The 26,152-nt window shown below is 69.6% G+C and carries 19 protein-coding genes; 14 read left to right on the top strand and 5 right to left on the bottom strand.

Annotation, left to right across the window (positions count from 1 at the left end; all coding sequences use genetic code 11):
* The first annotated feature begins 99 nt into the window (after positions 1–99).
* From ABT115_RS12640 to ABT115_RS12610, 7 genes are all read left to right on the top strand, one after another.
* Positions 100–1,278: an NAD(P)/FAD-dependent oxidoreductase gene (locus ABT115_RS12640; RefSeq protein WP_351787608.1), complete on the top strand. Its 1,179-nt coding sequence runs from the start codon at positions 100–102 to the stop codon at positions 1,276–1,278.
* Positions 1,275–1,601 carry a (2Fe-2S)-binding protein gene (locus ABT115_RS12635; protein WP_351787605.1) on the top strand — a complete coding sequence of 109 codons (327 nt, stop codon included), beginning with the start codon at positions 1,275–1,277 and terminating at the stop codon, positions 1,599–1,601. Before ABT115_RS12640 ends, ABT115_RS12635 begins: the two co-directional genes overlap by 4 nt.
* Complete coding sequence (locus ABT115_RS12630) at positions 1,582–3,060, top strand: FAD/NAD(P)-dependent oxidoreductase (RefSeq protein ID WP_351787602.1); 1,479 nt, start codon at positions 1,582–1,584, stop codon at positions 3,058–3,060. The genes ABT115_RS12635 and ABT115_RS12630 overlap by 20 nt, the downstream gene beginning before the upstream one ends.
* A 154-nt stretch (positions 3,061–3,214) precedes the next feature.
* Complete coding sequence (locus ABT115_RS12625) at positions 3,215–4,123, top strand: dihydrodipicolinate synthase family protein (protein ID WP_351787599.1); 909 nt, start codon at positions 3,215–3,217, stop codon at positions 4,121–4,123.
* An 81-nt stretch (positions 4,124–4,204) separates the two neighbouring features.
* Positions 4,205–5,206, top strand: a complete 1,002-nt coding sequence (locus ABT115_RS12620; protein ID WP_351787596.1) for a proline racemase family protein — start codon at positions 4,205–4,207, stop codon at positions 5,204–5,206.
* Positions 5,203–6,147, top strand: coding sequence for an ornithine cyclodeaminase family protein (locus tag ABT115_RS12615; RefSeq protein WP_351787594.1), 945 nt, complete (start codon positions 5,203–5,205; stop codon positions 6,145–6,147). Before ABT115_RS12620 ends, ABT115_RS12615 begins: the two co-directional genes overlap by 4 nt.
* An 89-nt stretch (positions 6,148–6,236) precedes the next feature.
* Positions 6,237–6,965, top strand: coding sequence for a GntR family transcriptional regulator (locus ABT115_RS12610; RefSeq protein ID WP_351787591.1), 729 nt, complete (start codon positions 6,237–6,239; stop codon positions 6,963–6,965).
* A 96-nt stretch (positions 6,966–7,061) separates the two neighbouring features.
* Here the strand turns inward: ABT115_RS12610 and ABT115_RS12605 are convergent, their stop codons facing one another.
* Positions 7,062–8,528: an aminopeptidase P family protein gene (locus tag ABT115_RS12605; protein WP_351787588.1), complete on the bottom strand. Its 1,467-nt coding sequence runs from the start codon at positions 8,526–8,528 to the stop codon at positions 7,062–7,064.
* Between the two features lie 336 nt (positions 8,529–8,864).
* On the opposite strand from ABT115_RS12605, the gene ABT115_RS12600 reads away from it, so the two are divergent.
* Both ABT115_RS12600 and ABT115_RS12595 read left to right on the top strand, forming a co-directional pair.
* Complete coding sequence (locus ABT115_RS12600) at positions 8,865–11,246, top strand: M9 family metallopeptidase (protein WP_502969082.1); 2,382 nt, start codon at positions 8,865–8,867, stop codon at positions 11,244–11,246.
* Between the two features lie 453 nt (positions 11,247–11,699).
* Positions 11,700–12,062, top strand: a complete 363-nt coding sequence (locus tag ABT115_RS12595) for an ATP-binding protein (protein ID WP_351787847.1) — start codon at positions 11,700–11,702, stop codon at positions 12,060–12,062.
* Positions 12,063–12,106: 44 nt separating this feature from the next.
* Here the strand turns inward: ABT115_RS12595 and ABT115_RS12590 are convergent, their stop codons facing one another.
* Positions 12,107–13,183: a DUF2637 domain-containing protein gene (locus ABT115_RS12590; protein ID WP_351787586.1), complete on the bottom strand. Its 1,077-nt coding sequence runs from the start codon at positions 13,181–13,183 to the stop codon at positions 12,107–12,109.
* Between the two features lie 206 nt (positions 13,184–13,389).
* Positions 13,390–14,238: a (2Fe-2S)-binding protein gene (locus tag ABT115_RS12585; RefSeq protein ID WP_351787583.1), complete on the bottom strand. Its 849-nt coding sequence runs from the start codon at positions 14,236–14,238 to the stop codon at positions 13,390–13,392.
* A 145-nt stretch (positions 14,239–14,383) separates the two neighbouring features.
* Between ABT115_RS12585 and ABT115_RS12580 the strand changes: the two genes are divergently transcribed.
* Positions 14,384–15,160 carry a GntR family transcriptional regulator gene (locus ABT115_RS12580; protein WP_351787580.1) on the top strand — a complete coding sequence of 259 codons (777 nt, stop codon included), beginning with the start codon at positions 14,384–14,386 and terminating at the stop codon, positions 15,158–15,160.
* A 73-nt stretch (positions 15,161–15,233) separates the two neighbouring features.
* On the opposite strand, the gene ABT115_RS12575 is transcribed toward ABT115_RS12580, so the two are convergent.
* A complete protein-coding gene (locus ABT115_RS12575) occupies positions 15,234–16,019 on the bottom strand; it encodes a hypothetical protein (RefSeq protein ID WP_351787577.1) in 786 nt (261 codons plus the stop codon).
* 161 nt (positions 16,020–16,180) lie between these two features.
* Complete coding sequence (locus ABT115_RS12570; RefSeq protein ID WP_351787575.1) at positions 16,181–17,941, bottom strand: PucR family transcriptional regulator; 1,761 nt, start codon at positions 17,939–17,941, stop codon at positions 16,181–16,183.
* 318 nt (positions 17,942–18,259) lie between these two features.
* Between ABT115_RS12570 and ABT115_RS12565 the strand changes: the two genes are divergently transcribed.
* The 4 genes from ABT115_RS12565 to ABT115_RS12550 all read left to right on the top strand — a co-directional run bounded on the left by ABT115_RS12565 (position 18,260) and on the right by ABT115_RS12550 (position 26,074).
* The gene (locus ABT115_RS12565) at positions 18,260–19,150 is read left to right on the top strand and encodes an FAD binding domain-containing protein (protein ID WP_351787572.1); all 891 of its coding nucleotides are present in this window, start codon (positions 18,260–18,262) and stop codon (positions 19,148–19,150) included.
* Between the two features lie 2 nt (positions 19,151–19,152).
* Entirely contained in the window at positions 19,153–19,773 is a 621-nt protein-coding gene (locus ABT115_RS12560; RefSeq protein WP_351787570.1) for a (2Fe-2S)-binding protein, read from the top strand.
* Positions 19,774–19,775: 2 nt separating this feature from the next.
* Positions 19,776–22,160, top strand: coding sequence for a xanthine dehydrogenase subunit D (gene pucD / locus ABT115_RS12555; protein WP_351787567.1), 2,385 nt, complete (start codon positions 19,776–19,778; stop codon positions 22,158–22,160).
* Between the two features lie 152 nt (positions 22,161–22,312).
* Complete coding sequence (locus ABT115_RS12550; RefSeq protein WP_351787564.1) at positions 22,313–26,074, top strand: S8 family serine peptidase; 3,762 nt, start codon at positions 22,313–22,315, stop codon at positions 26,072–26,074.
* The last annotated feature ends 78 nt before the right edge of the window (positions 26,075–26,152 follow it).

The following is a 26,152-nucleotide window of genomic DNA, read 5'->3' as shown; positions in this document are numbered from 1 at the left end:
GCGAGGGGGTGACGGCTGACCGGCGAAGGGTATGACGGTTGATCAACTGGCCCTGCACACACCCTTGGCACCCTCAAAGCAATGTGACATATTACTGTCGTGCTCATGAGACAGCCCCTGGATGTCGTCATCGTCGGGGCCGGAGTGGTCGGTGCCGCCTGCGCCTATTACGCCTCCCGGTCCGGACTGTCCGTAGCCGTCGTCGACCGCGGACCGGTCGCCGGAGGTACCACCGGAGCCGGGGAGGGCAACCTCCTGGTCTCCGACAAAGTGCCAGGACCCGAACTGGAACTGGCCCTGCTCTCCGCCTCCTTGTGGCGCCGACTGTCGGAGGAACTGCCTGCGGACATCGAGTACGAGCTCAAGGGCGGCCTGGTCGTGGCGGCGTCCGAGGACTCCCTCGCCATGCTGTCCACGACGGCCGCCGGCCAGAGGGGAGCCGGCGTCGAGGCGTACCACGTCACATCCGACCGGCTCCGCGATGTCGAGCCCCACCTCGCACCACATCTCGCCGGAGGCTGCCACTACCCGCAAGACGCCCAGGTCCAACCAGCCCTGGCTGCAGCTGAGTTGTTACGTGCAGCCGGTCGTGAAGGGGCACGTCTGTGTCCGGGGGAAGAGGTCGTCGGGATACTCAGGGACCGGGAAGGAGCGGTACGGGGGGTGCGCACCGCACGGAGCGAATTGAGTGCCCCGGTGGTTGTCAACGCGGCGGGCACCTGGGGCGGTGACCTGGCCGCACTGGCCGGAGTGGAGCTGCCGGTCCTGCCGCGCAGGGGATTCGTGCTCGTCACGGAGCCGTTGCCGCGGCTGATCCGGCACAAGGTATATGCGGCGGAGTACGTGGCCGATGTGTCGAGCGGGTCCGCGGCGCTGCAGACGTCGCCCGTGGTGGAGGGCACCCCCTCGGGGCCGGTGCTGATCGGGGCCAGCCGTGAACGGGTCGGCTTCGACCGGACGCTGTCCGTTCCGGCGGTCGCCCGGCTGGCCGCCCAGGCCGCCGCGCTCTTCCCGGTACTGGGGGATGTGCGGGTGCTGCGCGCCTACCACGGGTTCCGCCCCTATCTGCCCGATCATCTGCCCGCGATCGGCCCGGACCCTCGGGTGCCAGGCCTGTTCCACGCCTGCGGTCATGAAGGAGCCGGAATCGGGTTGGCCCCCGCGACCGGACTGCTGATCGCGGACGCGATCAGCGGGCGGAAACCGGTACTGGATCTCGGACCGTTCGCGCCCGACCGGTTCGACGCGGCCCTCGTGCCCGAGGAGAGGAACCTGTGAGACGCACCCGTGCACGTACCCCGGCCGAACTCGTCGGGGCCGAGCCCGAACCTGAATTCCAGCTGACCTTCGACGGGCGCCCGATCCGCGGGCTGCCCGGCCAGAGCATCGCCGCCGCACTCTGGTCGGCGGGCATCCTGACCTGGCGGACCACTCGGGTCCATGGCCGGCCGCGGGGAGCCTTCTGCGGCATCGGCGCATGTTACGACTGCCTGGCCACCGTCAACGGCCGGCCCAACCAGCGCGCATGCCTGCTCCCCGCCCGTCCCGGCGACGCCATCACCACACAGGAGGGCGACGGGCATGCCTCACTCGACAGATGAACACCGGCCACCGGACGCGGACCGCGCCGAACTCGCCGTGGTGGGCGCGGGGCCGGCCGGTCTGGCCGCTGCCGTCACCGCGGCCGACCACGGGCTCGACGTGGTTCTACTGGACGCGGCCACCGCGCCCGGTGGACAGTACTACCGCAGCCCGGCCGACGGGCTCGGCGCCACCCGGCCCGACGCCCTCCACCACGGCTGGCCAGTCTTCGCCGAACTCTCCTCAAGGCTGGCAGCGCACCGTGACTCCGGTGCGATCCGTCATCTCCACGACCATCAGGTGTGGACGGTCGAGCGGGCCGCTGACGGTGACCGGATCCTGCACGCCATCACCGGAGCCGAAGGGGACCGCCGCTGCGCCGTCCGGGCCCGCCGGCTGCTGCTGGCGACGGGTGCTCATGAACGACAACTTCCCTTTCCCGGCTGGACACTTCCGGGCGTGGTGAGCGCGGCCGGTGCCCAGGCCATGCTCAAGTCCGGCCTGGTGCTGCCGGGCCGGCGGATCGTGGTCGCGGGCAGCGGGCCGCTCCTGCAGGCCGTCGCACTGTCGCTGACGCGTGCCGGTGCGAGCGTGCCGGCACTGATCGAAGCGTCCGGCTACGGGGCCTACGCGCGCGCTCCCCAGGTGCTGGCAACCAACTCCGGCAAGGCTGCGGAGGGTGTCAGGTACGCGGGGGCTCTGGCCCGCTCCGGAGTCCGGATGCTGAGTCACCGCGCGGTCACCGGCGTACACGGCGACAACCGGGTGGAAGCGGTGACCGTCAGCCGGGTGGACCAACGGTGGCGTCCCGTGCCGGGGACCGGACGCGAGATCGCCTGCGATGCTCTCGCCGTCGGACACGGGCTCGTTCCTCAGCTGGAACTCGCCCTGGCAGCGGGCTGCGGTACGCGCGTGTGCGCCGACGGTACGCATGCGGTCGCCCTCGACGAGCAGCTCAGGACCACCGCACAGGGGGTCTGGGCGGCGGGCGAGACCGGTGGTATCGGTGGAGTCGAACTCGCCCTGTATGAAGGAGAACTGGCGGCACTTTCGATCATTCGCGAGATACGGGGCGGGGTGCGGAGGGAAACGGCGCGCAGAGCGGTCGCGCTGCGTCGTTCCCGGCGTCGTCTGCGGGCCTTCGCCGCGCTGATGGGCGCCGTCCACCGGCCGGGCGCGGGATGGAGCGAGTGGCTGACCGACGACACGGAGGTCTGCCGTTGTGAAGAGGTCACCGCGGGCCGGATCCGTAACGCTTGCGAGGAGCTGGGAGCCGGTGACACCAGGACCGTCAAACTGCTCACCCGAGCCGGGATGGGGTGGTGCCAGGGCCGGACGTGCGGATTCGCCGTCCGTGAACTGGCCGGCGCGCACGGCACTGGACACGGCGCCGGTGAAGCCCCGCAGGGACCCGACCGGCGCCCGCTGGCCTGCCCCGTGAGGCTGTCCATGCTCGCCGACCTGGCCGGCCCCGGGTAAGGGCTGTCCCGCAGCCACCACCCGAAACAACCGACCCTCCCGGCAAGCCTCGGCCATTCCCGGCACACCTCGTCCGCGCCTCGGTACTGCGCGCGGCCACCTGCTGCCCACTTCTACACACCATGACATGTCACACCTCTCTCAAGGAGTCACAATGCAGACGAACGCCCACCCGCGCACCCGCCCCTGGCACGGTGTCATGGTCGCCACCCCGCTCACCCTGCGGGAGGACGCCACGATCGACTACGACGCCTATGCCACACACGTCCAACAGCTCATCGCGGCGGGTTGCGACGGTGTGGTGCCCAACGGGTCACTGGGGGAGTACCAGACCCTGACCGACAGCGAACGCGAGCAGGTGGTCCGGGTCGCCGTCGAGGCGGCGGGCGACGGCAGCCGCGTCATGCCGGGCGTCTCCGCCTACGGCAGCGCGGAGTCACGGCGCTGGGCGGAACAGGCCGCGGAGGCGGGCGCCGGTTCCGTGCTGCTCCTTCCGCCCAACGGATACCGCTGCGAGGACGCGGCGGTCCGCGCCCACTACGCCGATGTGGCCGAAGTCGGGGTTCCGGTCGTCGCGTACAACAACCCGTACGACACCAAGGTGGATCTGGCACCGGGCCTGCTCGCCGCACTCCACCAGGAGGGCAGCATCGTGGCGGTCAAGGAGTTCAGCGGCGACGTCCGAAGGGCCTACGAGATCGCTGAGCAGGCGCCCGGCCTCGACCTGCTCGTGGGCGCCGACGACGTACTGCTGGAACTGGCACTCGCCGGAGCCGTCGGCTGGATCGCGGGCTGCCCGAACATGCTGCCGTCCTGCTGTGTCGAGCTCTACCGAGCCGCGGTGACGGGTGACATGGCAACCGCCCTGCCGCTGTACAGGGAGCTGCATCCCCTGCTGCGGTGGGACTCGAAGCCGGAGTTCGTCCAGGCCATCAAGGCGTCCATGGACGTTGTAGGACGCCACGGCGGCCGTACCCGCCCGCCGCGCTTTCCCCTGCCCGACGACGACGCGGCCGCCGTACGCGCCGCGACGGAGAAACTGCTCGCCGAGGGCCGCGGCTGAGCGCCGCTCCGCCGGCGTACGTACGGTCAGTACCCGACCCAATCCGTTCTTCGCGTTCTTCGTGACGAACCAGGGGGAGCCTTGCAGACACGTCACATTTTCCATGCAGTCGACTCACACACGGAGGGCATGCCCACCCGCGTCATCACCGGCGGCATCGGCACCATTCCCGGTGCCACGATGGCCGAACGGCGCCGGTACTTCGGGGAGCATCGGGACGCCGTGCGCACCCTGCTCATGTACGAACCGCGCGGCCATGCCGCCATGAGCGGCGCGATCCTCCAGCCGCCCACCCGGCCCGACGCGGACTTCGGGGTCCTCTATATAGAGGTCTCCGGGTATCTGCCGATGTGCGGGCACGGCACCATCGGGGTCGCGACCGTGCTGGTCGAGACCGGCATGGTCGAGGTCACCGAACCCGTCACCACCGTACGGCTGGACACCCCGGCCGGACTCGTCAGCGTCGACGTACAGGTGCGCGACGGCGCGGCCACCGCCGTCACCCTGACCAACGTTCCCGCGTTCAGCGTCGCACTCGACAGGACGGTGGACGTACCCGGCTACGGACAGGTGCGCTACGACCTCGCCTACGGCGGCAACTTCTACGCGATGGTGCATCTGTCCGACCTCGGGCTGCCCTTCGACCGGGCGCGCAAGGACGACATCCTGGCTGCCGGACTCGCCCTGATGGATGCGGTCAACGCGGCTGACCGGCCCGTTCATCCGGAGGCCCCGGACATCCATGGCCTCAAGCACGTGCAGTTCATCGCACCCGGTTCCGATGCCCGCCACTCCCGGCACGCGATGGCGATCCACCCCGGCTGGTTCGACCGGTCGCCCTGCGGAACCGGCACCTCGGCACGCATGGCTCAACTGTACGCACGCGGTGAACTGCCCCTGGGTACCGACTTCGTGAACGAGTCCTTCATCGGAACCTCGTTCACCGGGCGTCTCATCGAGACGACCACCGTGGGCGGGCTGCCCGCCGTCGTCCCGACCGTCACCGGCCGCGCCTGGATCACCGGCACCGCACAATACTTCCTGAACCCGTCCGACCCCTTCCCCGAAGGATTTCTGCTGTGAATCTTCCCCTGCTCGGCGCCGACGACATCGAGGCCCTGGGGCCGACCGGAGCCGTGGACGCACTGGAGGCGGCGCTGAGCGGGGGACTCGATCCGGAGACATCCCCGGCCCGGCACCATGTCACAGTGCCCGGCGGGGAACTGCTGATCATGCCCGCCACCACCCAGCAGGTGACCGGAGTGAAGATCGCCGGAGTCGCCCCCGACAACCCGGCACGCGACCTGCCACGGATCACCGGAAGCTATCTGCTGCTCGACGGCCCCACCCTGATGCCGCTCGCCCTGCTCGACGGGGCCGCGCTCACCACACTGCGCACACCGGCTGTGTCCGCACTCGCGATCCGCCACCTCACCCCGCCCGTCCTGCGCCATCTGGTGCTCTTCGGAACCGGCCCCCAGGCGTACGGACACCTTGCCGCGGTGCTCGCGGAACGGCACGTCGAACGGGTCACCGTGATCGGCCGTACCCCGCACCGGGTCGCCGCACTGGTCGAGCACGCGCGTCAATTCGGCGTGGATGCCGGTGCGGGTGACTCTCATGGGGCCGGGGAGGTCGCCACGGCCGACCTGGTCCTCTGCTGCACCACGTCCGCAACCCCGCTGTTCGACGGCACCCTCGTACCGGACGGGGCAACGGTCGTCGCGGTCGGCTCGCACACCCCGGATGCCCGGGAGGTCGACACCGCGCTGGTGTCACGCTCTGCCGTGATCGTCGAATCGAGGGCGGCAGCTCTGTCGGAGGCGGGCGATCTGCTGATTCCGATGGCGGAAGGAGCCTTCGGCGCCGAGGACATCGTCGGAAACCTCGCCGACCTGGTGACCGGTCGGATCCTCGACGAAAGGCCGGCTGCCTTCGAGCGTCCGCGATTCTTCAAGAGCGTCGGAATGGGCTGGGAAGACCTCGCGGTCGCCGCGGCGGTGCACCGGAAGTCCGCGCCCTGACCGAGTTGTCCACAGGCCAGGAAGCGACGGGCCCCAACAGAAACGTGACATTGTATTCTGAGGGCCCGTACGGCGCTGGAGGAACAAATATGGCCCGCCTGACGACGCTCAACGCCATTTCGGCGCAAGAGCACTTGCGTGACAGGGTGGCGAACGCCCTCAGAGCGGCCCTGATCGCCGGGGACCTCCGTCCGGGCACGATTTACTCCGCCCCCACGCTCGCCGCCGAGTTCGGGGTGTCCGCGACCCCGGTCCGGGAGGCCATGCTCGACCTGGCGCGTGAGGGCCTTGTCGAAGCGGTACGCAACAAGGGCTTTCGGGTCACCGAGCTGACCGAGCAGGATCTCGACGACTTCACCGAACTCCGCGCCATGATCGAGGTACCCACCGTCGGCCGCATCGCCCGGATGGGCAAGACCCGGGAGCTGAAGGCGCTGCGACCGCTCGCCCTGGCGATCGTCGCGGCCGCCGCCGAGCACGACATCATCGGCTATCTGGAGGCGGACCGGCGCTTCCATCTCGAACTGCTCGGACTGGCCGGCAACCGCAGGCTGGTGGAGGAAGTCAGCAAGCTGCGCAAACGATCGCGCCTCTTCGGTCTCAACCGGCTGGATGCGACAGGTCAGTTGACCGCATCGGCGGAGGAGCACGTCCAACTGCTCGATCTCGTGATCGCCGGTGACGCCCAGCGCGCCGAGAGTTGCATGCTGGCTCATATGTCACATGTCAGGTCGCTCTGGGCCGAGGAGGAGGACGGTGGCACGGGAGCGGGAGGCGTCCGGGCCGCAGTGGCGTCGCTGCCGGCCGCGGAGGCCTGAACCGCCGGTCGAGTCACGCAGCCCCGGGGGACGCGCCCGCCTCGGGCGGCCGGCCCGGTGTGCGAGGGACGCGTCGCCCGAGGCGGGCCGTCCGGCTCAACCGTCGAGCAGGGCGGCCATCCACTCCTCGATTCCGTCGGCGGTGCGCGGCAGCGCGGACGACATGAGGCGAGCGCCGTCGGCCGTGATCACGAGGTCGTCCTCGATCCGCACCCCGATTCCGCGCAGTGACGGGGGCAGTGTCTCGTCGTCGGGCTGGAGATAGAGCCCCGGTTCCACGGTCAGTACTTGGCCCGCTTCCAGGCGCCCGTCCAGATAGGTGTCGGCGCGTGCCTGGGCGCAGTCGTGAACGTCCATGCCGAGCATGTGGCCGCTGCTGCAGAGCGTGTACCGGCGGTAGAAGCCGTTGTCGGCGTCGAGTGCCTCATCGGCGGACATCTTCAACACGCCCCAGTCGTGGAGCCCTTCGGCGATGATCCGCATGGCCGCCATGTGGAAGTCACGGAATCGCGCCCCGGGACGCAGGGCCGCGATGCCCGCTTCCTGCGCGGCCAGCACCAGCTCATAGACGTTGTGCTGTACGGGGGAGAAGCGGCCGGACAGCGGCAGGGTGCGGGTGATGTCGGCCGTGTAGAGCGAATCGGTCTCCACTCCGGCGTCCAGGAGCAGCAACTGGTCGCGGTCCAGTGGACCGTCATTGCGGATCCAGTGCAGGACACAGGCGTGTGCCCCCGCTGCGGCAATCGTGGAGTAGCCCGGACCGTTGCCCTCCAGCCGGGCCCGCAGATCGAAGACGCCCTCGATCCAACGCTCTCCGCGAGGGTGCCGCAGCGCCTGCGGAAGGCTTCGCACCACATCCTCGAATCCAGCCACCGTCGCATCGACGGCATGCTGCAACTGACTTGTCTCCCAGGGGTCCTTGACGAGTCGGAGTTCGCTGAGGACGGCGGCCAGTCCGGCCGGAGCCGACCGTCCGGGCGGAAAAGCGCCGTGGGAAGTCAGGAGTTCGTCGACGGACGGGTCCACACCGCCCAGCACCCGTACCGGGGGCTGCGGTCCGGTCAGCAGCTTCTCCCAGGCGTCCAGGTGCGCGCAGCGGATGCCGGTCATCCGGGTTGCCTCCGTCAGGTCGGGTCGGCGCCCGACCCAGAACTCCCCGTACCTGCGGTCACGGTAGAACTCGTGGCCGGTGCGCGGTGACCGGGGACGCAGATACAGCACCGCTTCGTGCCGCTCGTCACCGTCGGGTTCCAGGACGAGGACATGGCCGGCCTGATCCTCGCCGGTGAGGCCGGTGAGCCAGGCGTAGCCCGTGTGCGGACGGAAGCGATGGTCGGTGTCGTTGGAGCGGACCGCGAGCGCGCCCGCCGGGATGATCAGGCGCTCGCCCGGGAAGCGGGCGGCGAGCCGGGCCCGGCGGGCTGGGGTGACGTCGTAGGAGGGGACGCGGATGTCCGCCGGCAGTGGGCTGTCGGCCCACGCCGTGCGCATGAAGGCGTCCAGCGCGGGCGACACCGGAAGGTCATGGCTGCTGGTTCCGGGTGCGGGGAGGGAACGGGACACGGGCGTTTTCTCCTCAAGGCTCTGTCGGGGCTCGGGGCTCGGGGCTTGGGCGCGGTCCGGACAGCGGCTCGGCGGTCAGAGATCCGATGGTGGTGGCCGTCAGCGTGCAGGCCGCTACTGAAGTTCCGGACCGTGTCGGTGAGTTGTCGCGGAGATGAATGTGCGTGAGAGGGCTACCAAAGAACATGTGACATGTGCCATTGTACAGCGCGCAGAGGGGAAGAGGTCGTGTCCATGCCATAGCGCATGCACCAGGACCTGACCCGCACCCACCCCCGCGCATTCCCCCACAGCCGCGCGATGTTGCGCGGTCACCACTCCGCTGGGAGGCGGCACGTGAAGAACCTGAGGGTTCGACAGAAGATATCCGGATGGTCCACTGCGGTTCTGGCGGCATGCCTGGGCGTGGGCCTGTTCACGGCCCCGAGCCAGGCCGTCGAGCAACGCCCCGTCGCATCGGCCGCGACTTCCCACTCCTCGGACGCTCAGAAACGGGCGGAACCCCGGACCGAGGACCCCGGCGGCCCCACCGCCGAAGCGCTTACGGCACCCGCCGACGATGCCGCTCACGTCCAACGCAAGCCGCTCAAGGCCGCCGACCTGCCGCCGCTGTCCGCTTCCAAGGACGCGCTCAAGCGGGATTACGACGACCCGTCCACCGCGCTCCCGAGCCACCTGGCACCTTCGATGAAGGCCGAGAAGCAGGCCCGCGCCAAGAAGTCCGGCAAGGCCGCGGCCGAGTGCAACATCACCGACTTCACCAACAACACCGGAGGTGCCCTGGTCGAGAAGGTCAAGGCGGCGACCACCGACTGCGTCAACACGCTGTTCCGTCTCCAGGGCCAGGACGGCTACCACGCCTTCCGCGAGGACCAGATGGTCACCATCGCCAACGCGATGCGCGATGCGTCCGCCTCCTACCCGGGTGACGGCAGCACCGGCGTGCCCCAGCTGGTCCTCTTCCTCCGGGCCGGCTACTACGTGCAGTACTACGACCCCGACACCGTCGGGGAGTACGGGCCGCGCCTGCGCACGGCCATCCAGGGCGCGCTCGACGGCTTCTTCGGCTCCTCGCACGCCTTCGACGTCACCGACGCCAACGGCGAGAGCCTGTCCGAGGCGATCATCCTGGTCGACAGCGCCGAGGAGAACGCCCGCTACCTGAACATCGTCAAGCGGATGCTGGCCGACTACGACGAGTCGTACAACGCCTCCTGGTACATGCTCAACGCCGTGAACAGTGTGTACACGGTCATGTTCCGTGGTCACCAGGTGCCCGAGTTCATCAGCGCCATCGAGGCCGATCCCAGCGTGCTGAACTCCCTGCACGACTTCGCCGCGAACCACCTCGACCTGCTGGGCACCAAGCAGTCGTTCCTGGCCGCCAACGCGGGACTTGAGCTCGGCCGCTTCCTCAAGGAGGACTCGCTGCGCGCCAAGGCGAGCCCGCTCGTGGTCGACCTGATGGGCAAGAGCTCCATCGACGGCCCCACCGCCCCGCTCTGGGTCAATCTGGCCAAGATGGTCGACGCCTACGACAAGGACAACTGTGCGGAATACGACGCCTGCAACCTCGCGGAGCGTCTCGAGAAGGTCGTCCTGCCGGTGAAGCACACCTGTAGCGACAGCATCACCATCCGGGCGCAGGACATGGCCGCGGAGGAGCTCGAAGCCAGCTGCACCAGCCTGCGCAACCAGGACGCCTATTTCCACGAGGTGGCCCGGGACAACGGCCCGGTCGCCGACGACAACAACAAGACCATCGAGGTCGTGGCCTTCGACTCCAGCGCCGATTACCAGACCTACGCCGGAGTGATCTTCGGTATCGACACCAACAACGGCGGCATGTACCTGGAGGGCGACCCCAAGGTCGAGGGCAACCAGCCCCGGTTCATCGCCTACGAGGCCGAGTGGGCCCGTCCCGACTTTCAGATCTGGAACCTCAACCACGAGTACACGCACTACCTCGACGGCCGCTACAACATGTACGGCGACTTCGAGGCGGGAATGACCACGCCGACCGTCTGGTGGGTCGAGGGCTTCGCGGAGTACGTCTCCTACTCGTACCGCAAGCTCGCCTACGAGGCCGCCATCACCCAGGCCGCGAACCACACCTACACCCTGCGCACCCTGTTCGACACCACCTACGACAACGCCGGCCAGACCCGCGTGTACAACTGGGGCTACCTGGCCGTCCGTTACATGCTCGAATCCCACCGCTCGGACGTCGACACCCTGCTCGGTCTCTACCGCAAGGGTGACTGGGACGGCGCGCGCACCCTGCTCACGTCGACCATCGGCAGCCGTTACGACACCGACTGGAACACCTGGCTGACCGCCTGCGCGGCCGGTGCCTGCGGCGGCGGGTCCACCAACCCGCCTGAGATCACCGAGTGCACGGCGAGCGACACCAGGCTGCTGGGCCGGAACTGCATGCGCAGCGAGCTGAAGGCCGTCAAGGGCGACTACGCCTACCTGGCCATCCTCATCCCGGCCGGCATCACCCAGCTGAAGATCACCGCGTCCGGCGGCACGGGTGACGCCGACCTCTACTACAGCTCGGAGGAATGGGCGACCACCCAGGTCAACACCGACAAGTCCGTCGGGCCGGGCAACGAGCACACCCTGACCGTCAACAACCCGGCGCCGGGCTACCACTTCATCAGCCTCTACGGCAACGAGAAGTTCGACGGCGCCAAGGTCACCACCGAGTTCTGATCCCCACGACCCCCGACGTATCGGCCGGCCGAGTGATGTTCCCGCTCGGCCGGCCGATACCGTCCGGGACGCGTCCGCCGGACCCGGCCCGGGGCTCACGACAGCCGCAGCGTGCCGGGCGTCGCGCCGACGAAGTCGTCGTCATCCGGAGTGCCCATCCAGCCGTCGAATCCGACGCGCGCGCCGGGTAGTGCCGCCCGTTCTATGTTCACTTATTGATGGGTCGACAAGCGTGGCGGCCCGTCTGTGGGGCATGCATCCCCGTGAAGGTGTTCAGCGAAGGTGTTCGACCAGGAGACGAGACGACAAGGCAACGAGAAGTCGAGAAGGGGGCGATTCACTGTGCGGGCGGGGGAAACGATGGAGCGTCAGGGAGATGCCGATTCCATGGCGGGCGGGGCGGCGTACGAGCCAGGGGCGCAGGGACGGCAGCCGGTCCGGCTGCATCGAAGACTGGCCCACACCGATCTGGCGGCCGTGAGTGAAGTGCGCGGTGCGTTACGGGAGTTCCTGCGCTACCGGTGGCAAGGTGAGCCCGCCGAGGTGGCGGAGCTCCTGCTGAGCGAGCTGGTGACCAACGCACTGATCCACACGAGACATGGCGCGGTCGTCACAGTGAGCGTGGCGCCCGCCAAACTTCGGGTGGAGGTAAGAGACTTCGTATCCGGAATGCCCCTGTCGTACCTGCCGAACGCCGACGACGGTACGCATGGCCGAGGGCTGATCCTGGTGCAGGGCCTCGCGGACGCCTGGGGAGTCAGCACACACACGCTGGGCAAGGTCGTCTGGTTCGAGCTGGACGGCGAAAAGCCCTGATAGCCCGGAAGGGACCGGGCCGTCAGGGCCTTCGAAGCGGATGGTCAGCCGAACTGCTGCTCCAGATCCTTCAGTTTCCGCTCCAGCGAATCGAGCCGGGGCAGTGCCTGGGTGTCGTCCTCGGCGGTGAGGTCGACGGTGACCGGATCATTGGAGTTCCGGTCCGAGGCGCTGGAGCTCGGCCCCGTCACGGCCTGCAGGGACGGCCGGTGGTGCAAGGGCAGTTGTCCCGGCGCGGATATGGCGGGCTCCAAGGCGGACTGAGCGGAATCCGTCGCGGGGGCGATGGTCTGGACGTCCACCTGGGTGCCACCCCGGCCGACCCGGCGCCAGGCCCGGTTCTGCCGGTTGAGCGCCTTGATGCGGGCCCGGTCCAACCTCTCCTGGTCCTTCCTGCGGAGACGGTTCTGCTCCTTCTCCCGTCGGTCCTCGCGTACCTCTTCGACCGCTTCGTCCAGGGTGCGTACGCCCTCCAGCAGCATCAGCGACCAGGCACCGAAGGTCTCCCGGGGTGCGCGCAGCCACCGTACGATCCGGATCTGCGGCAGCGGACGGGGCACCAGGCCCTGCTCGCGCAGCGCGGCCCGGCGGGTCTGCTTCAGTGCCCGGTCGAAGAGCACGGCTGCCGAGAGCGACATCCCCGCGAAGAAGTGCGGGGCGCCCGCGTGGTCGACTCCGCGCGGCGCGTGCACCCAGTTGAACCAGGCGGCCGCGCCGGCGAACGTCCATACGAGCAGTCGTGATCCGAGCGCCGCATCACCGTGGCTGGCCTCGCGCACCGCGAGTACGGAACAGAACATTGCGGCCCCGTCGAGGCCGAACGGAACGAGATACTCCCAGCCCCCGGAGAGGCCGAGGTTCTGCTCGCCGAAGCCGACGAGCCCATGGAAGGAGAGCGCGGCGGCGACCGCCGCGCAGCAGAACAGCAGCACGTACGAGGCGGTGGCGTACAGCGCCTCCTTGCGTCTGCGACGCTCCTCGCTGCGTTCCCAGCTGTCTTCGGCCGCGGACTTGTCAGCGGCGCGCTTGCCGCGTGTGACGACCGCCACCGCCGCCAGGACCCCCACGAGCAACACGGCGCCCGGAAGCAGCCAATTCAGCGATATGTCGGTCAGTGTCATGCGCGGTCCCTTGCATCGCGTAGGGCATTTCGGGCGCCATGATTGCCGAAACCCCAACACGCTCAGGGGGTTTCGGGGCAAGAGAACGCCATTGGGTTGGCAGAGCATACGGATAGCCGGGATCTGATCGAGTATCCGCACGCGGCCAGTGATCTGTGTTCGAATAGTACTACTCGTACGAGCGGTGGTTGATCAGTGAGTGTGGATCAGTGAGTGGCCGTCAGTTTCCTTACCCGGTCGGCATCACAGGTGCGCGGGCAGGTGACGCAGGTGTCCTCGGGGCGCAGCGTGTAGAAGAGGCAGCAGCTTGCCCGGTCGCGAGTCGGAAGCAACTCGCCGTCCGGCCCGGTTAGTTCACGAAAGCCTGCCGAGCCGACGTACGGCTTCGTGGTGCCCGGCAGGAGTGCCTCCAGCTCGGCCATCGCCCGACGCTCCTCGCCGAGCAGATGGGCGATGTACCAGAGGCCCTCGACGACCTCGTCCGTCGCCATGGCCCACAACGCCCGTCTGCCGCGCCGCATCCGCGGTCCGAAGCCGTCCAGCACCGGTCCGATGTGGTCGGCCACGGAAGCGAGCACCTCGGACCGCAGCGCCGCCTCGTCCGGGACCACCCGGGCGCCTGTTAGTCCTGCCGCCGGATCGTCCGGAAGGCAGGCGAATTCCCTTACGCGGACGGCGAGATGACCCATTTCCCGCTGGAACGCCACGTCCCCGACAGAAACTCGGGGCACCCGCCGGTACAGGAACCACGGCACCGTCATCAGCAGACAGGCAGGCCAGGCGTACCGGTGCAGCCCGAAGCCGGCGACCACATCGGACCGGGGCTGCTGCCCGTGGTCCCGCAGCATCTGCGCGTGGTCCCAGGCGAGGAAGGCATCGAGCGCGGCACCACCCGCCGCGAGTTCGTCCGCACCCACCCACCCGGCACCGCAAGGGGTGGCCTCGCCCTCCGCCAGCACCTCTGCGCGCAGCCCGGGGAAGACCTCGGCCAGACGTGCGTACGCGCCCGTCACGGCGGACGCGGTGGTGCCGGGAAGCAGAGTGGGGAGAGGCATGCAGGGACCACCGAATCGCGATCATTTGCAGGTAAGCCTTACCTTACCCGAATCGATCGATGTTTGAACTGCGGCCTGCGCCGCCTATCGTGCACAGGGGCATGGCGCACGCGAGCCGCGCCCACGGCAGGCCGAGGAGGTCCGAGTGGAGCAGCGCAGAGCGCGTGGTCAGGCGTCGCCGTCGCATGTGTCCGTGGTATCCGCGACGCCCCTGGCGTCCGTACGCGTGCCCGCGCAGGTACGTGGCGAACAGGCACGTGGCGAGCACACCCACAGCGAGCCGCCCGCCCCTCGGCCCGCAGTGCAGCGGCACTCCGTACGCGGCCAGATCCTCGACGCCCTGCGCGCCGCCCTGGTCGACGGTCAGCTGGTCCCGGGGCAGGTCTACTCCGCCCCGGCTCTCGGCGCCCGATTCGGGGTCTCCGCGACCCCGGTGCGCGAGGCGATGCAACAGCTGGCCATCGAGGGCGCCGTCGAGGTCGTACCGAACCGCGGATTCCGGGTGTCCCAGCGGGGCCCGCGCGAGCTGGCCGAGCTGGCCGAGGTACGCGCCCTGATCGAGGTCCCCGTCATGCTGCGGCTGGCCCGCACCGTCCCCCCGGCCCACTGGTGCGCCCTGCGCCCGCTGGCCGAGGCCACGGTTGCGGCAGCTGCCATGGGCGACCGGGCGAGTTACGCCGAATCCGACCGGGCCTTCCACAGCGCGGTCCTCGCGCTCTGTGGCAACGAGCAGTTGGTCATGATCGCCGACGATCTGCACCGCCGCTCCCAGTGGCCCCTGGGGAACAACCCCGCCACCCGCCGCGCCGACCTGCTCGCCGACGCCGCCGAGCACACCGCCCTGCTCGACGCGCTCATCGCCCAGGACCTTGCCGTCGTGCGGTCGCTGGTGCGGGAACACTTCATCGGCGCCGAGAGCTGACGGCACGCCGGCCTTCCGGGGCGCACGGCCTCCCCCACGACAGGGGGCGGGCTCCCCGTCATGGGGGAGGCCGTCAGCTCACCCCGGCCGTCTCCGGGGGCGGCGGGTCCAGGTGCGGAGCCAGCCAGGTCGGTACGCCCCCCAGCAGCCGGAAGAGCCGGCCCGCCTCGGCACGCAGCCGGGTCGCCGCCTCGGGCTCCGGCTCGGAGTCGGCGAGGGCGATGAGGGCCGGAGCCGTACCGATCAGATAGCCCAGCTCCTCCCTGATCCGCAGGGACTCGGCGAAACCGTGCCGTGCCTCCGCCAGTTCTCCCTCGCGCAGGGCGAGCAGGGCGAGATGGCGCCAGGTCGAGGAGAGCAGCAGTGCGTCGCCCTGCGCGGTGGCGCCGGCGTGGGCCCTGCGGTACGCGGCACGCGCGGCCTGGGGCGAATCGGCGATGTTCTGTGCGATCAGGCCCCGGCGGAAGTCCAGCAGCGGCCGGCCCGGCGCGGACGGGGCGAGCAGTGCGGCGGCCCGGCTCAGGGCGACGCTGGCCTCATCGGCCCGGTCCCGTACCCCCAGCAGCGTCGACGCGTACGCCAGATGGCCGCGCTCACAGGCTGCCGCCCCGCGCTCGGCGTCGTCGTGAGCCAGCGCCTCGGCGGTGCGCAGGGCGTCCTCGGCATCGGTCCAGCCCTGCCCGGTGTACAGGCACCGCTCGGTCAGCAGCGCGGTCCGCTGGAGTGCCGCCGCCGGATCGGTGACGGCGTCGTGTTCGAGCAGCGCGGCGGCGTCCGTCCAGCAGGCGCGTGACCGCAGCCGCCATACCGCTGTCTGGAGCGGCGGATCGTCATCTGCTGTCGTTCCGGAACCAGACATGGCGGTATGCGCCACATTGCCCTCCCCGAGCGCGCCAGGAGCTGTTGGGTCTGGCCGCATCTCAGCACGGAATGGCACGCCGGGCCAAGGGGTCGGGTCAATGTCAGGTGAAAGATTTCACAAACGCCAAAGCCGCCAGGAGCCATGGCAGGGCCCGGAACTCAGCTCATACGCAGGGCGAGGAAGAAATCGAGCTTGTCCTCCAGGCGCGAAAGGTCACGCCCCGTCAACTGCTCGATTCGCCCGACCCGGTAGCGCAACGTGTTGACATGCAGATGCAGCCGGGAGGCGCAGCGGGTCCAGGAGCCGTCGCAGTCCAGGAACGTCTCCAGCGTCGGGATCAGCTCCGCGCGATGGCGCCGGTCGTAGTCGCGCAGCGGGTCGAGCAGCCGTGCGGTGAACGCGCGGCGCACATCATCGGGGACGAACGGCAGCAGCAGTACGTGCGACGCCAGTTCGTGGTGCCCGGCCGCGCAGACCCGGCCGGGGCGGGCCGCCGCCACCCGGCGGGCGTGCCGGGCCTCCTCCAGGGCGCCGCGCAGGCCTTCGGGGGAATGCACGGCCGCACTGACACCCAGTGTCAGCCTGCCGTCTTCGGCAAGGCCAGCGGAGAGCGGTTCGCGGATGACGGCGAGCAGCACATCGGCGTGCAACGCGCGGTCCTCGGCGGCGGCCGACTCGGCGGGTGCCGCATCCGGACCGGCGTCATGGGCCGGTACGGGCGCTGTGACGGCGGGCAGCGGTACGAGGGCGACAGCCTCGTCGCCCGTGTGGGCGACCGCGATCCGGTCCGCGGAGTCGGGGCCGGTGACTGCGGGGTCGATCAGGATCTCCTCCAGCAGCGCCTGGGCGACCGGCCCGCCCGCGACAGCGGAGTCGGGGCTGCCGGCCGGGGCGCCCGTGGCTGCGGAGCCCTCCGCGCCGCCCCACTCGACCCGGGCCACCACGACCTGCCAGTGCGGCGCGGTCCCGAGACCCGGGAGCAGTACGGGGGCGGCGACCCGCAGCCTGGCGGCGATCTCCGCCGGCGGGGCGCCCGTCTGGACCAGTTCGAGGACTTCCTGGGCGAGCCTGCGGCGTACCGTACGGGCCGCGTCGCGCCGGTCCCGTTCGACCGCGATCAGCTGGGTGACGCCCTGGAGCAGATCCAGCCGGGCGGGCGGCCAGTCGCTCGCGTCCGCCTCGACCGCGAGCAGCCAGTCGGAGAGCACCGACTCGCGCACATCGCGGGAGGCGGGGACCGTGCCCCGCCCGGTGTTCCGGATCGGGAAGAGCGAATACGTGGTGCCGCCGACCGTGGCCCGGTGCGGGGCCCGGCGGCCGGTGCGGGTGGCGGCCAGATGGTGGCCGGCGAGCGCCGCGCCGACCGGTCCGGCCAGTGGTGTGTCACCGGCACCGGCGATCTGCCGGCCGGTGGGGGAGAGCACCCAGGCGTGCAGGTCGAGGTCGGAGCCGAGCAGATCGAGGACCACTTCGGGCCCACCGCCCGCCGGGCCCGAGGTCATGAGCCTGCGGTGCCGGTCCACGACCGCGGCCAGATCGCCCGCACGCTCACCGGACACCTGGCGCACCACATGCTCGGTGATCGTTGCGAACGCGACGGTCTCATGGACGGCGAAGAGCGGCAGCCGGTGCCGCGCACACGCCTCCACCAGATCTCCGGGGATGTCGCCGAGCTCCGCCTCGCCCGCCGCGAGCCCGGCGACCCCGGCGGCGGCCAGGATCCGTACGAACGGCTCCGAGTCCGTCGCGTCCCGGCGCCAGGCCAGGCCCGTCAGGACCAGCTCGCCGCCCGACAGGTAGCGGCTCGGATCCCGCAGGTCGGTGGTCATCACGCCGCGTACGGACCGGTCCAGCTCGTCCCCGCCGCCGAGCAGCCGCAGGCCCAGCGCGTCGGTCTCCAGCAGTGCGCGCAGCCGCATCTCGTCGCCGCCGATCTCTTTCGTTGGTGCGGGTGAAAACTGGGTATTGCGGTGAGGTCAGTGACCCCCGCCATTCGTTCGAATCTACAAGACGAGGAGATCGACCAGCCAACCCCTTCATGGTTTCGGTGACTGCACCAGGTGGAGCAGGGCTTGTGTACTTGGCCCCGCACCGTGTCAACAACACATGAACGACCAGTCGAGGGCCGGCCGTCCCCAGGTCTGTCGTCGATCCGGCGTCTGCCGCGCGACGCCCGGAACACACGCTCGCAGGCCCGGCCCCAGCGAACGAACCGATCGACAAGAAGAGAGCCACTCATGGACTTCCTTCGCCCCGCCAGCTGGGAGGAGGCGCTCGCCGCCAAGGCCGGGCACCCGACGGCTGTGCCCATCGCGGGTGGTACCGATGTGATGGTCGAGATCAACTTCGACCACCGGCGGCCCGAGTACCTCCTGGACCTGAACCGCATCGGTGAGCTGGCCGAGTGGGAGGTGGGCCAGGAGCACGTACGGCTCGGCGCCTGCGTACCGTACAGCCACATCATGGAGCATCTGTGGGCCGAACTGCCCGGACTGGCGCTCGCCTCGCACACCGTCGCATCCCCGCAGATCCGCAACCGCGGTGGCGTCGGCGGCAATCTGGGCACCGCGTCTCCCGCCGGAGACGCCCACCCGGCGCTGCTCGCCGCGGGTGCCGAGGTCGAGGCCGAATCCGTACGCGGGACCAGGATGATCCCGATCGACGCTTTCTACACCGGCGTCAAGCGCAACGCCCTCGCCCCGGACGAGCTGATCCGGGCCGTGCACATCAAGAAGGCCGACGGGCCGCAGCAGTACTCCAAGGTCGGCACCCGCAACGCAATGGTCATCGCGGTCTGCGCCTTCGGCCTGGCCCTGCACCCCGAGACCCGTACGGTCCGCACCGGCATCGGCTCGGCAGCCCCCACGCCCGTACGGGCGAAGGAGGCCGAGGAATTCCTGAACGCCGCGCTCGAAGAAGGCGGATTCTGGGACAGCCGCGCGATCATCACCCCGTCCATCGCCAAGCAGTTCGCCGACCTCGCCGCCGGTGCCTGCAACCCGATCGACGATGTGCGCAGCACCGCGGGCTATCGCAGGCACGCAGTCAAGATCATGGCCCGCCGCACCCTCGGCTGGACCTGGGAGTCGTACCGCGGCGACGGCCGCAGCACCGAAGGAGCTGCCTGATCATGCGCGTCAATTTCACCGTCAACGGCCGCAGGCACGAGGCGGACGACGTCTGGGAGGGCGAGTCCCTCCTCTACGTGCTGCGTGAGCGGATGGGCCTGCCCGGCTCGAAGAACGCCTGCGAGCAGGGCGAGTGCGGTTCCTGCACGGTCCGTCTGGACGGTGTCCTGGTCTGCTCCTGTCTGGTCGCCGCAGGCCAGGTGGAGGGCCGCGAGGTCGTCACCGTAGAAGGCCTCGCCGACTTCGCGGCCCACCGCTCCCAGGCAAACCCCGGCAGGGGGCACCTCCCACCCGCGGAGCGCAGTGGGGGAGCCTCCGGCGCCTGTGGCACCGAACTCGACAAAGCCCGGCAGTGGGAGGCCGAGCCGGCCGGCGAGGAAACCCGGGACACCGGTGAACTCTCCCCGATCCAGCAGGCGTTCATCGACGCCGGAGCCGTCCAGTGCGGCTTCTGCACCCCCGGTCTGCTGGTCGCCGCCGACGAACTGCTCGAACGCAACCCGCAGCCGTCCGACGCGGACATCCGCGAGGCGCTCTCCGGCAACCTCTGTCGCTGCACCGGCTACGAGAAGATCCTCGACGCGGTCCGCCTCGCGGCCGCCCGCGCGGAAGAAGCGGTCTGACGATGGGCGTTACCGGCAACCCCACCAGCATCAACCAGGGCACCCGCACCAAGGGCGGCATCGGCGAGTCCACACAGCGCCCCGACGGCATCCTGAAGGTCACCGGCGAGTTCGCTTACTCCTCCGACATGTGGCACGAGGACATGCTCTGGGGCCACACGCTGCGCTCCACGGTCGCGCACGCCGAGATCGTCTCCGTCGACACCTCGCAAGCGCTCGCCACGCCCGGCGTCTACGCCGTACTCACCTACGACGACCTGCCGACGTCGGTGAAGAACTACGGGCTCGAGATCCAGGACACCCCGGTCCTCGCCCACGGCAAGGTCCGTCACCATGGCGAACCGGTGGCGCTCGTCGCCGCAGACCACCCGGAGACGGCCCGCCGCGCCGCCGCGAAGATCACGATCGACTACCGCGAGCTGCCCGTCATCACCGACGAGGCGTCCGCCACCGCCCCCGACGCGATCCTCGTCCACGAGGGACGGGGCGACCATCACGCCGGGCACGTACCGCACCCGAACATCGTCCACCGCCAGCCCATCGTCCGCGGCGACGCGGACGCGGCGGCGGCCCGCGCCGATGTCATCGTGAGCGGTGAGTACGTCTTCGGCATGCAGGACCAGGCCTTCCTCGGCCCCGAGTCCGGTCTTGCCGTGCCCGCCGAGGACGGCGGCATCGACCTGTACGTCGCCACCCAGTGGCTCCACTCCGACCTGCGCCAGATCGCCCCCGTCCTCGGCCTGCCGGAGGACAAGGTCCGTATGACGCTCTCCGGAGTCGGCGGCGCCTTCGGCGGCCGCGAGGACCTGTCGATGCAGATCCACGCCTGCCTGCTCGCGCTGCGCACCGGCAAGCCGGTCAAGATCGTCTACAACCGCTTCGAGTCCTTCTTCGGACACGTCCACCGCCACCCCGCCAGGCTCTGGTACGAGCACGGCGCCACCCGTGACGGCAAGCTGACCCATATGAAATGTCGCATCGTACTGGACGGCGGAGCCTATGCCTCCGCTTCTCCGGCCGTCGTCGGCAACGCCTCCTCGCTCAGCGTCGGCCCGTATGTCATCGACGACGTCGACATCGAGGCCATCGCGCTCTACACCAACAACCCGCCATGCGGCGCCATGCGCGGCTTCGGCGCGGTCCAGGCATGCTTCGCCTACGAGGCCCAGATGGACAAGCTCGCCGCCGAACTCTCCATGGACCCTGTCGAGTTCAGGCAGCTCAATGCCATGGAGCAGGGCAGCCTCCTGCCGACCGGACAGGTCGTCGACTCGCCCGCCCCGGTCGCCGAGCTGCTGCGCCGGGTCAAGGCCAGGCCGCTGCCGCCCGAGCGCCAGTGGGAGGTGGCCGGCGAGCAGGCCGATGTACGGGCCCTGCCTGGCGGACTGTCCAACACCACACACGGCGAAGGCGTCGTACGTGGCATCGGCTACGCGGTCGGTCTCAAGAACGTCGGCTTCTCCGAGGGCTTCGACGACTACTCCACCGCGCGCGTGCGCATGGAGGTGACCGGCGGCGAACCTGTCGTGACCGTGCACACCGCGATGGCCGAGGTCGGGCAGGGCGGCGTCACCGTCCAAGCCCAGATCGCCCGTACCGAACTCGGCGTCGCCCAGGTCACCATTCACCCGGCCGACACCCAGGTCGGCTCAGCCGGCTCCACCTCCGCCTCCCGGCAGACGTATGTCACCGGCGGAGCCGTGAAACACTCCTGCGAGGCCGTCCGCGAGAAGGTCCTGGAGATGGGCCGCCGCAAGTTCGCTGCGTACCACCCCGCCTGGGCCACCGCCGAACTGCTCCTGGAGGGCGGCAAGGTCGTCACCGACGGCGGCGAAGTGCTGGCCGATCTGGTCGACGTGCTGGAGGACGAGGCGGTCGACATCGAACTGGAGTGGCGCCACCGGCCCACCGAGGCGTTCGACCTCCGTACCGGACAGGGCAACGGCCATGTCCAGTACTCCTTCGCCGCCCACCGCGCGGTCGTCGAGGTCGACACCGAACTCGGTCTGGTCAAGGTCATCGAACTGGCCTGCGCCCAGGACGTCGGCAGGGCCCTCAACCCGCTGTCCGTCGAAGGGCAGATCCAGGGCGGTACCACCCAGGGCCTGGGGGTCGCCATCATGGAGGAGATCATCGTCGATCCGAAGACCGCGCAGGTGCGCAACCCGTCCTTCACGGACTACCTGATCCCCACCATCCTCGACACCCCGACGATCCCGGTCCATGTGCTCGAACTCGCCGACGACCACGCCCCGTACGGGCTCCGTGGCGTCGGCGAGGCCCCCACCCTGTCGTCGACCCCGGCCGTCCTCGCGGCGATCCGGAACGCGACGGGCCTGGAGCTCAACCGGACGCCGGTACGCCCCGAGCACATCACCGGCACCTAACGGCTCCTCCTGAACACTCCGGGCGGTGCATGCCGTCCGTGGCCTTAACCGTCCCACGAACCATTTGGGTTCGAAGGCGGATTACCGCCACGGCGGCTTCACGCCAGGTGTGAACTCAACCGCAGCCGTGGTTTTGCCTTTAGAACATCTGCATGACATTGACACCCTCCTCCGCTTCCGGCCGGACGAGATCCGCTCGCGCGGGACGCAGGGCACTGCTCATAGCGACTTCGGTCGCCCTGGTGAGTGGTGCACTGCTTCCCGCAGCGGGCTCCGCTTCCGCAGCAGCAGGCCAGTCCGGGCCCGCCGACCCCCGGGCCGCCGCCCCTGTCAAGGAGTACGACATCACCCTGGTCACGGGCGATGTGGTGCACTACTCGGACGGTGCCGGCAAGCAGGACACCATCACCGTGGACCGCCCCGACGGTGCGGTCGGCGGCGTGCATGTCCAGCAGGCCGGTGACGATCTGTACGTCCTGCCCGACGAGGCCGGCTCCCTCATCGCAGCGGGCAAGCTGGACCGTCGGCTGTTCAACGTCTCGGCTCTCGCCGAGATGGGGTACGACGACAAGAAGTCCGGCGGCATCCCGATGATCGCCACCTACCCGGCAAGCCAGGGCCGTTCGCTGCCCGCTGCCCCTCGCGGCGCGAAGAAGACCCGCACCCTGGAGAGCATCCACGGCGCCGCGCTGAAGGCCGACAAGGACACCACCCGGGCCTTCTGGAACGACATCGCCCGCACTTCCACGGCCCGTTCGCTGGACAACGGCATCGCCAAGCTCTGGCTCGACGGCCGGGTGGAGGCCGCGCTCAAGGACTCCGTGCCGCAGGTCAACGCCCCGCAGGCGTGGGCCGAGGGCTACGACGGCAAGGGCTCCAAGGTCGCCGTCCTGGACACCGGCATCGACGCGACCCACCCGGACGTCAAGGACCGCATTCTCGAAACGAAGAGCTTCGTGCCGGGCGAGGAGGTCGTGGACAGGAACGGCCACGGCACGCACGTCGCCTCCACGATCGCGGGTTCCGGCGCCGCGTCGGAGGGCGTCAACAAGGGCGTCGCCCCCGGCTCCGACCTCATCATCGGCAAGGTGCTCGGCGACGGTGGTTCCGGCGCGGACTCCGGCATCATCGAAGCCATGGAGTGGGCGAAGGCCGAAGGCGCCGACGTCGTCTCCATGAGCCTCGGCTCCAGCATCCCGGACGACGGCTCCGACCCGATGTCCCAGGCCGTCGACGCGCTCTCCGCCGACGGCGGACCGCTGTTCGTGATCGCCGCGGGCAACTCCTACGGCGCCGGCACCATCGGCGCGCCCGGCTCGGCGGAGAAGGCGCTCACCATCGCCGCCGTCGACAAGCGGGACAACCGCGCGGGCTTCTCCTCGATGGGCCCGCTGGTGAGATCCTTCGGCCTCAAGCCCGACCTGTCCGCACCGGGCGTGGACATCAACGCGGCCGCCTCGCAGTCGGTCCCGGGCGCCAGCCGGATGTACTCGACGAAGTCCGGCACATCGATGGCGACCCCGCATGTCGCGGGCGCCGCAGCCATCCTGAAGCAGCGTCACCCCGACTGGTCCGGCCAGCGGATCAAGGACGCGCTGATGAGCACGTCGAAGAAGCTCGACGCGTACACCCCGTACGAGCAGGGCACCGGCCGGCTCGATGTGAAGGCGGCGGTCGACAGCACGATCGAGGCCACCGGCTCCGTCGAGGTCGCCTCCTACAAGTGGCCGCACTCCGCGTCCGACCCGGTCGCCCAGCGGACCATCACGTACCGCAACACCGGTACGAAGGATGTCACCCTCGACCTGGCCACGGACACGGACGCCGACGCCTACACCCTGTCGACGAAGCAGCTGACCGTCCCGGCCGGTTCCACCGCCGAGGCCGTGCTCTCGCTGGACCCGTCGACGGTCGCGAACAACACCCAGTTCTCCGGTCAGGTCATCGCCAAGGACGAGGCGGGCACCGTCGTCGCGCACACCGGCTTCGCCCTGAACAAGGAGCAGGAGCTGTACGACCTGACGCTCAGGCTCCGTGACCGCGATGGCAAGCCGATGAACGGCCGGGTCGTCCTCGGCGCGCTCGGCAATCCGAACCTGGGTGTTGTCCAGGTGTCGGGCGAGACCACGCTGCGGATGCCGCCGGGCAACTACACCGCCTGGGCGACCACCGAAGTCGCCGGTGACCGCGCCGACTCGAAGGCCCTGGCCTTCCTCGCGGCCCCGGAGACCATCCTCGACAAGTCGACCACGGTCACCCTCGACGCGTCCAAGGCCCACAAGATCAGCGTGCGGACGCCGAAGGAGACCGAGAACCAGCAGCTGCGATTCGACATGGCACGTACCGCACCGGACGGCACCGTCCAGCGCGACGCGTACCAGATCCCTGTGATGTACGACCAGCTGTGGGCGAGCCCCACCAAGAAGGTCACCCAGGGCAGCTTCTCCTTCCTGACCCGTTGGCGGCAGGGCGAGAAGCACATGGACGTCACGGCCGAGGGACGTGACGTGCCGGTTACCACGCAGGTCGGTGCGGCCGTCACCGAAGACAGCGAGAAGCAGCTGACCGGTGTCTTCGCGGGCAACGGCGCCGCGGCCGACTACAAGGGCCTGGATGCCAAGGGCAAGGCCGTCGTGATCCGCCGCAGCGACGCGGTCGCTCCCGCCGACCGGCTCGCCAATGCGGTGGCCGCAGGCGCCGAAGCGCTGTTCGTCGTCAACGACGGTGACGGCGTCCTGATGGAGAGCTACGCCCCCAAGGGAACCAAGGCCGCCATTCCTGTCGCCTCGGTCCAGCGCCTGGCGGGCGAGAACCTGATCAAGTCCGTCCAACGGGGCGTCAAGCTGGCGATCGATCAGCAACGTTTCTCGCGCTACCTGTACGACCTGGTCGACCGTCACGACGGCGTCATTCCGGACCGCTCGCTGGAGTTCGCCCCCTCGACCGGTCAGCTCGCCAAGGTGGAGAACACCTTCTACGGCCACAAGGACACGCTCGGCGGCGGCTACCGCTGGGACGTCCCGGAATACGGGCCCGCCCTCGGCTTCGAACAGTACGAGATGTACCCCAGTAGCCGTACGGAGTGGGTCAACCCGCTTCCCGGCGCGTCGTACTGGTACGAGGAGCACTCGATCTTCAACGCAGCGCAGAACGGATTCGCGCAGGCGATGCGCAGTGGCGAAATGGACTACAAGGCGGGCCGCACCTACCCCGCCAAGTGGTTCGGGCCGATCACCCGCCCGCGTCTGGGTATCGCCTACTGGGGTCCGTTCCGTACCCCCGGCAACCAGATCCAGTTCAACCTCACCCCGTGGACGGACTCGGGCGCGGGCCACTCGGGCGCCATGCCGAGGGAGGAGCTCACCGCCACCACCACCAACGCCTTCTACCAGGGTGACACCCTGATCAAGAAGGGCACGGGCCAGTCCGGAGCCGCCTCGAACCTCTCACCCGAGAGACTGCCGTACCGCGTGGTGCTCGACTCGGCCCGGGATGCCGATGTGTGGAAGACCTCCATCCGCACGCACACCGAGTGGAGCTTCGTCTCGGGTGCCACGGACGAGAACGGCCCGTACCGGACCGACATCCCGATGCTCCAGCTGGACTACAAGGTCGACACCGACCTCGCCGGTGACGTCGAGGCCGGCCGGTGGACCGAGATCGGTATCGGCTCCGGTACACAGGAGTGGCTGGACGGTGCGGTGAAGGCGAAGCAGGCGGCGCTGTCGGTCAGCTACGACGACGGCAAGAGCTGGGACGCGGTGGAGCTGCGCAAGAGCTCCGAGGGCAGCTGGACCGCCCGGTTCAAGACGCCCGAGAAGGCCGGTGGCTTCGTCTCGATCAAGGCGCACGCCGAGGGCGAGGACGGTCTCGGCATCGACCAGGAGATCATCCGGGCGTTCGGCCTGAAGTGACCTTCTGAGGTTCGCCCTTGAGGTGGCCGCGCACCCCCGGCCGGCCCGAAAGCCGCTGCCGGTGACGCTCTACGCCGC

Origin of the sequence: Streptomyces sp. NPDC001832 (genome assembly GCF_040297265.1) — a bacterium.
Classification (GTDB): domain Bacteria; phylum Actinomycetota; class Actinomycetes; order Streptomycetales; family Streptomycetaceae; genus Streptomyces.
The sequence above is the reverse complement of the archived record's forward strand: the minus strand, read 5'-3'. Positions and strand labels throughout refer to the sequence as shown.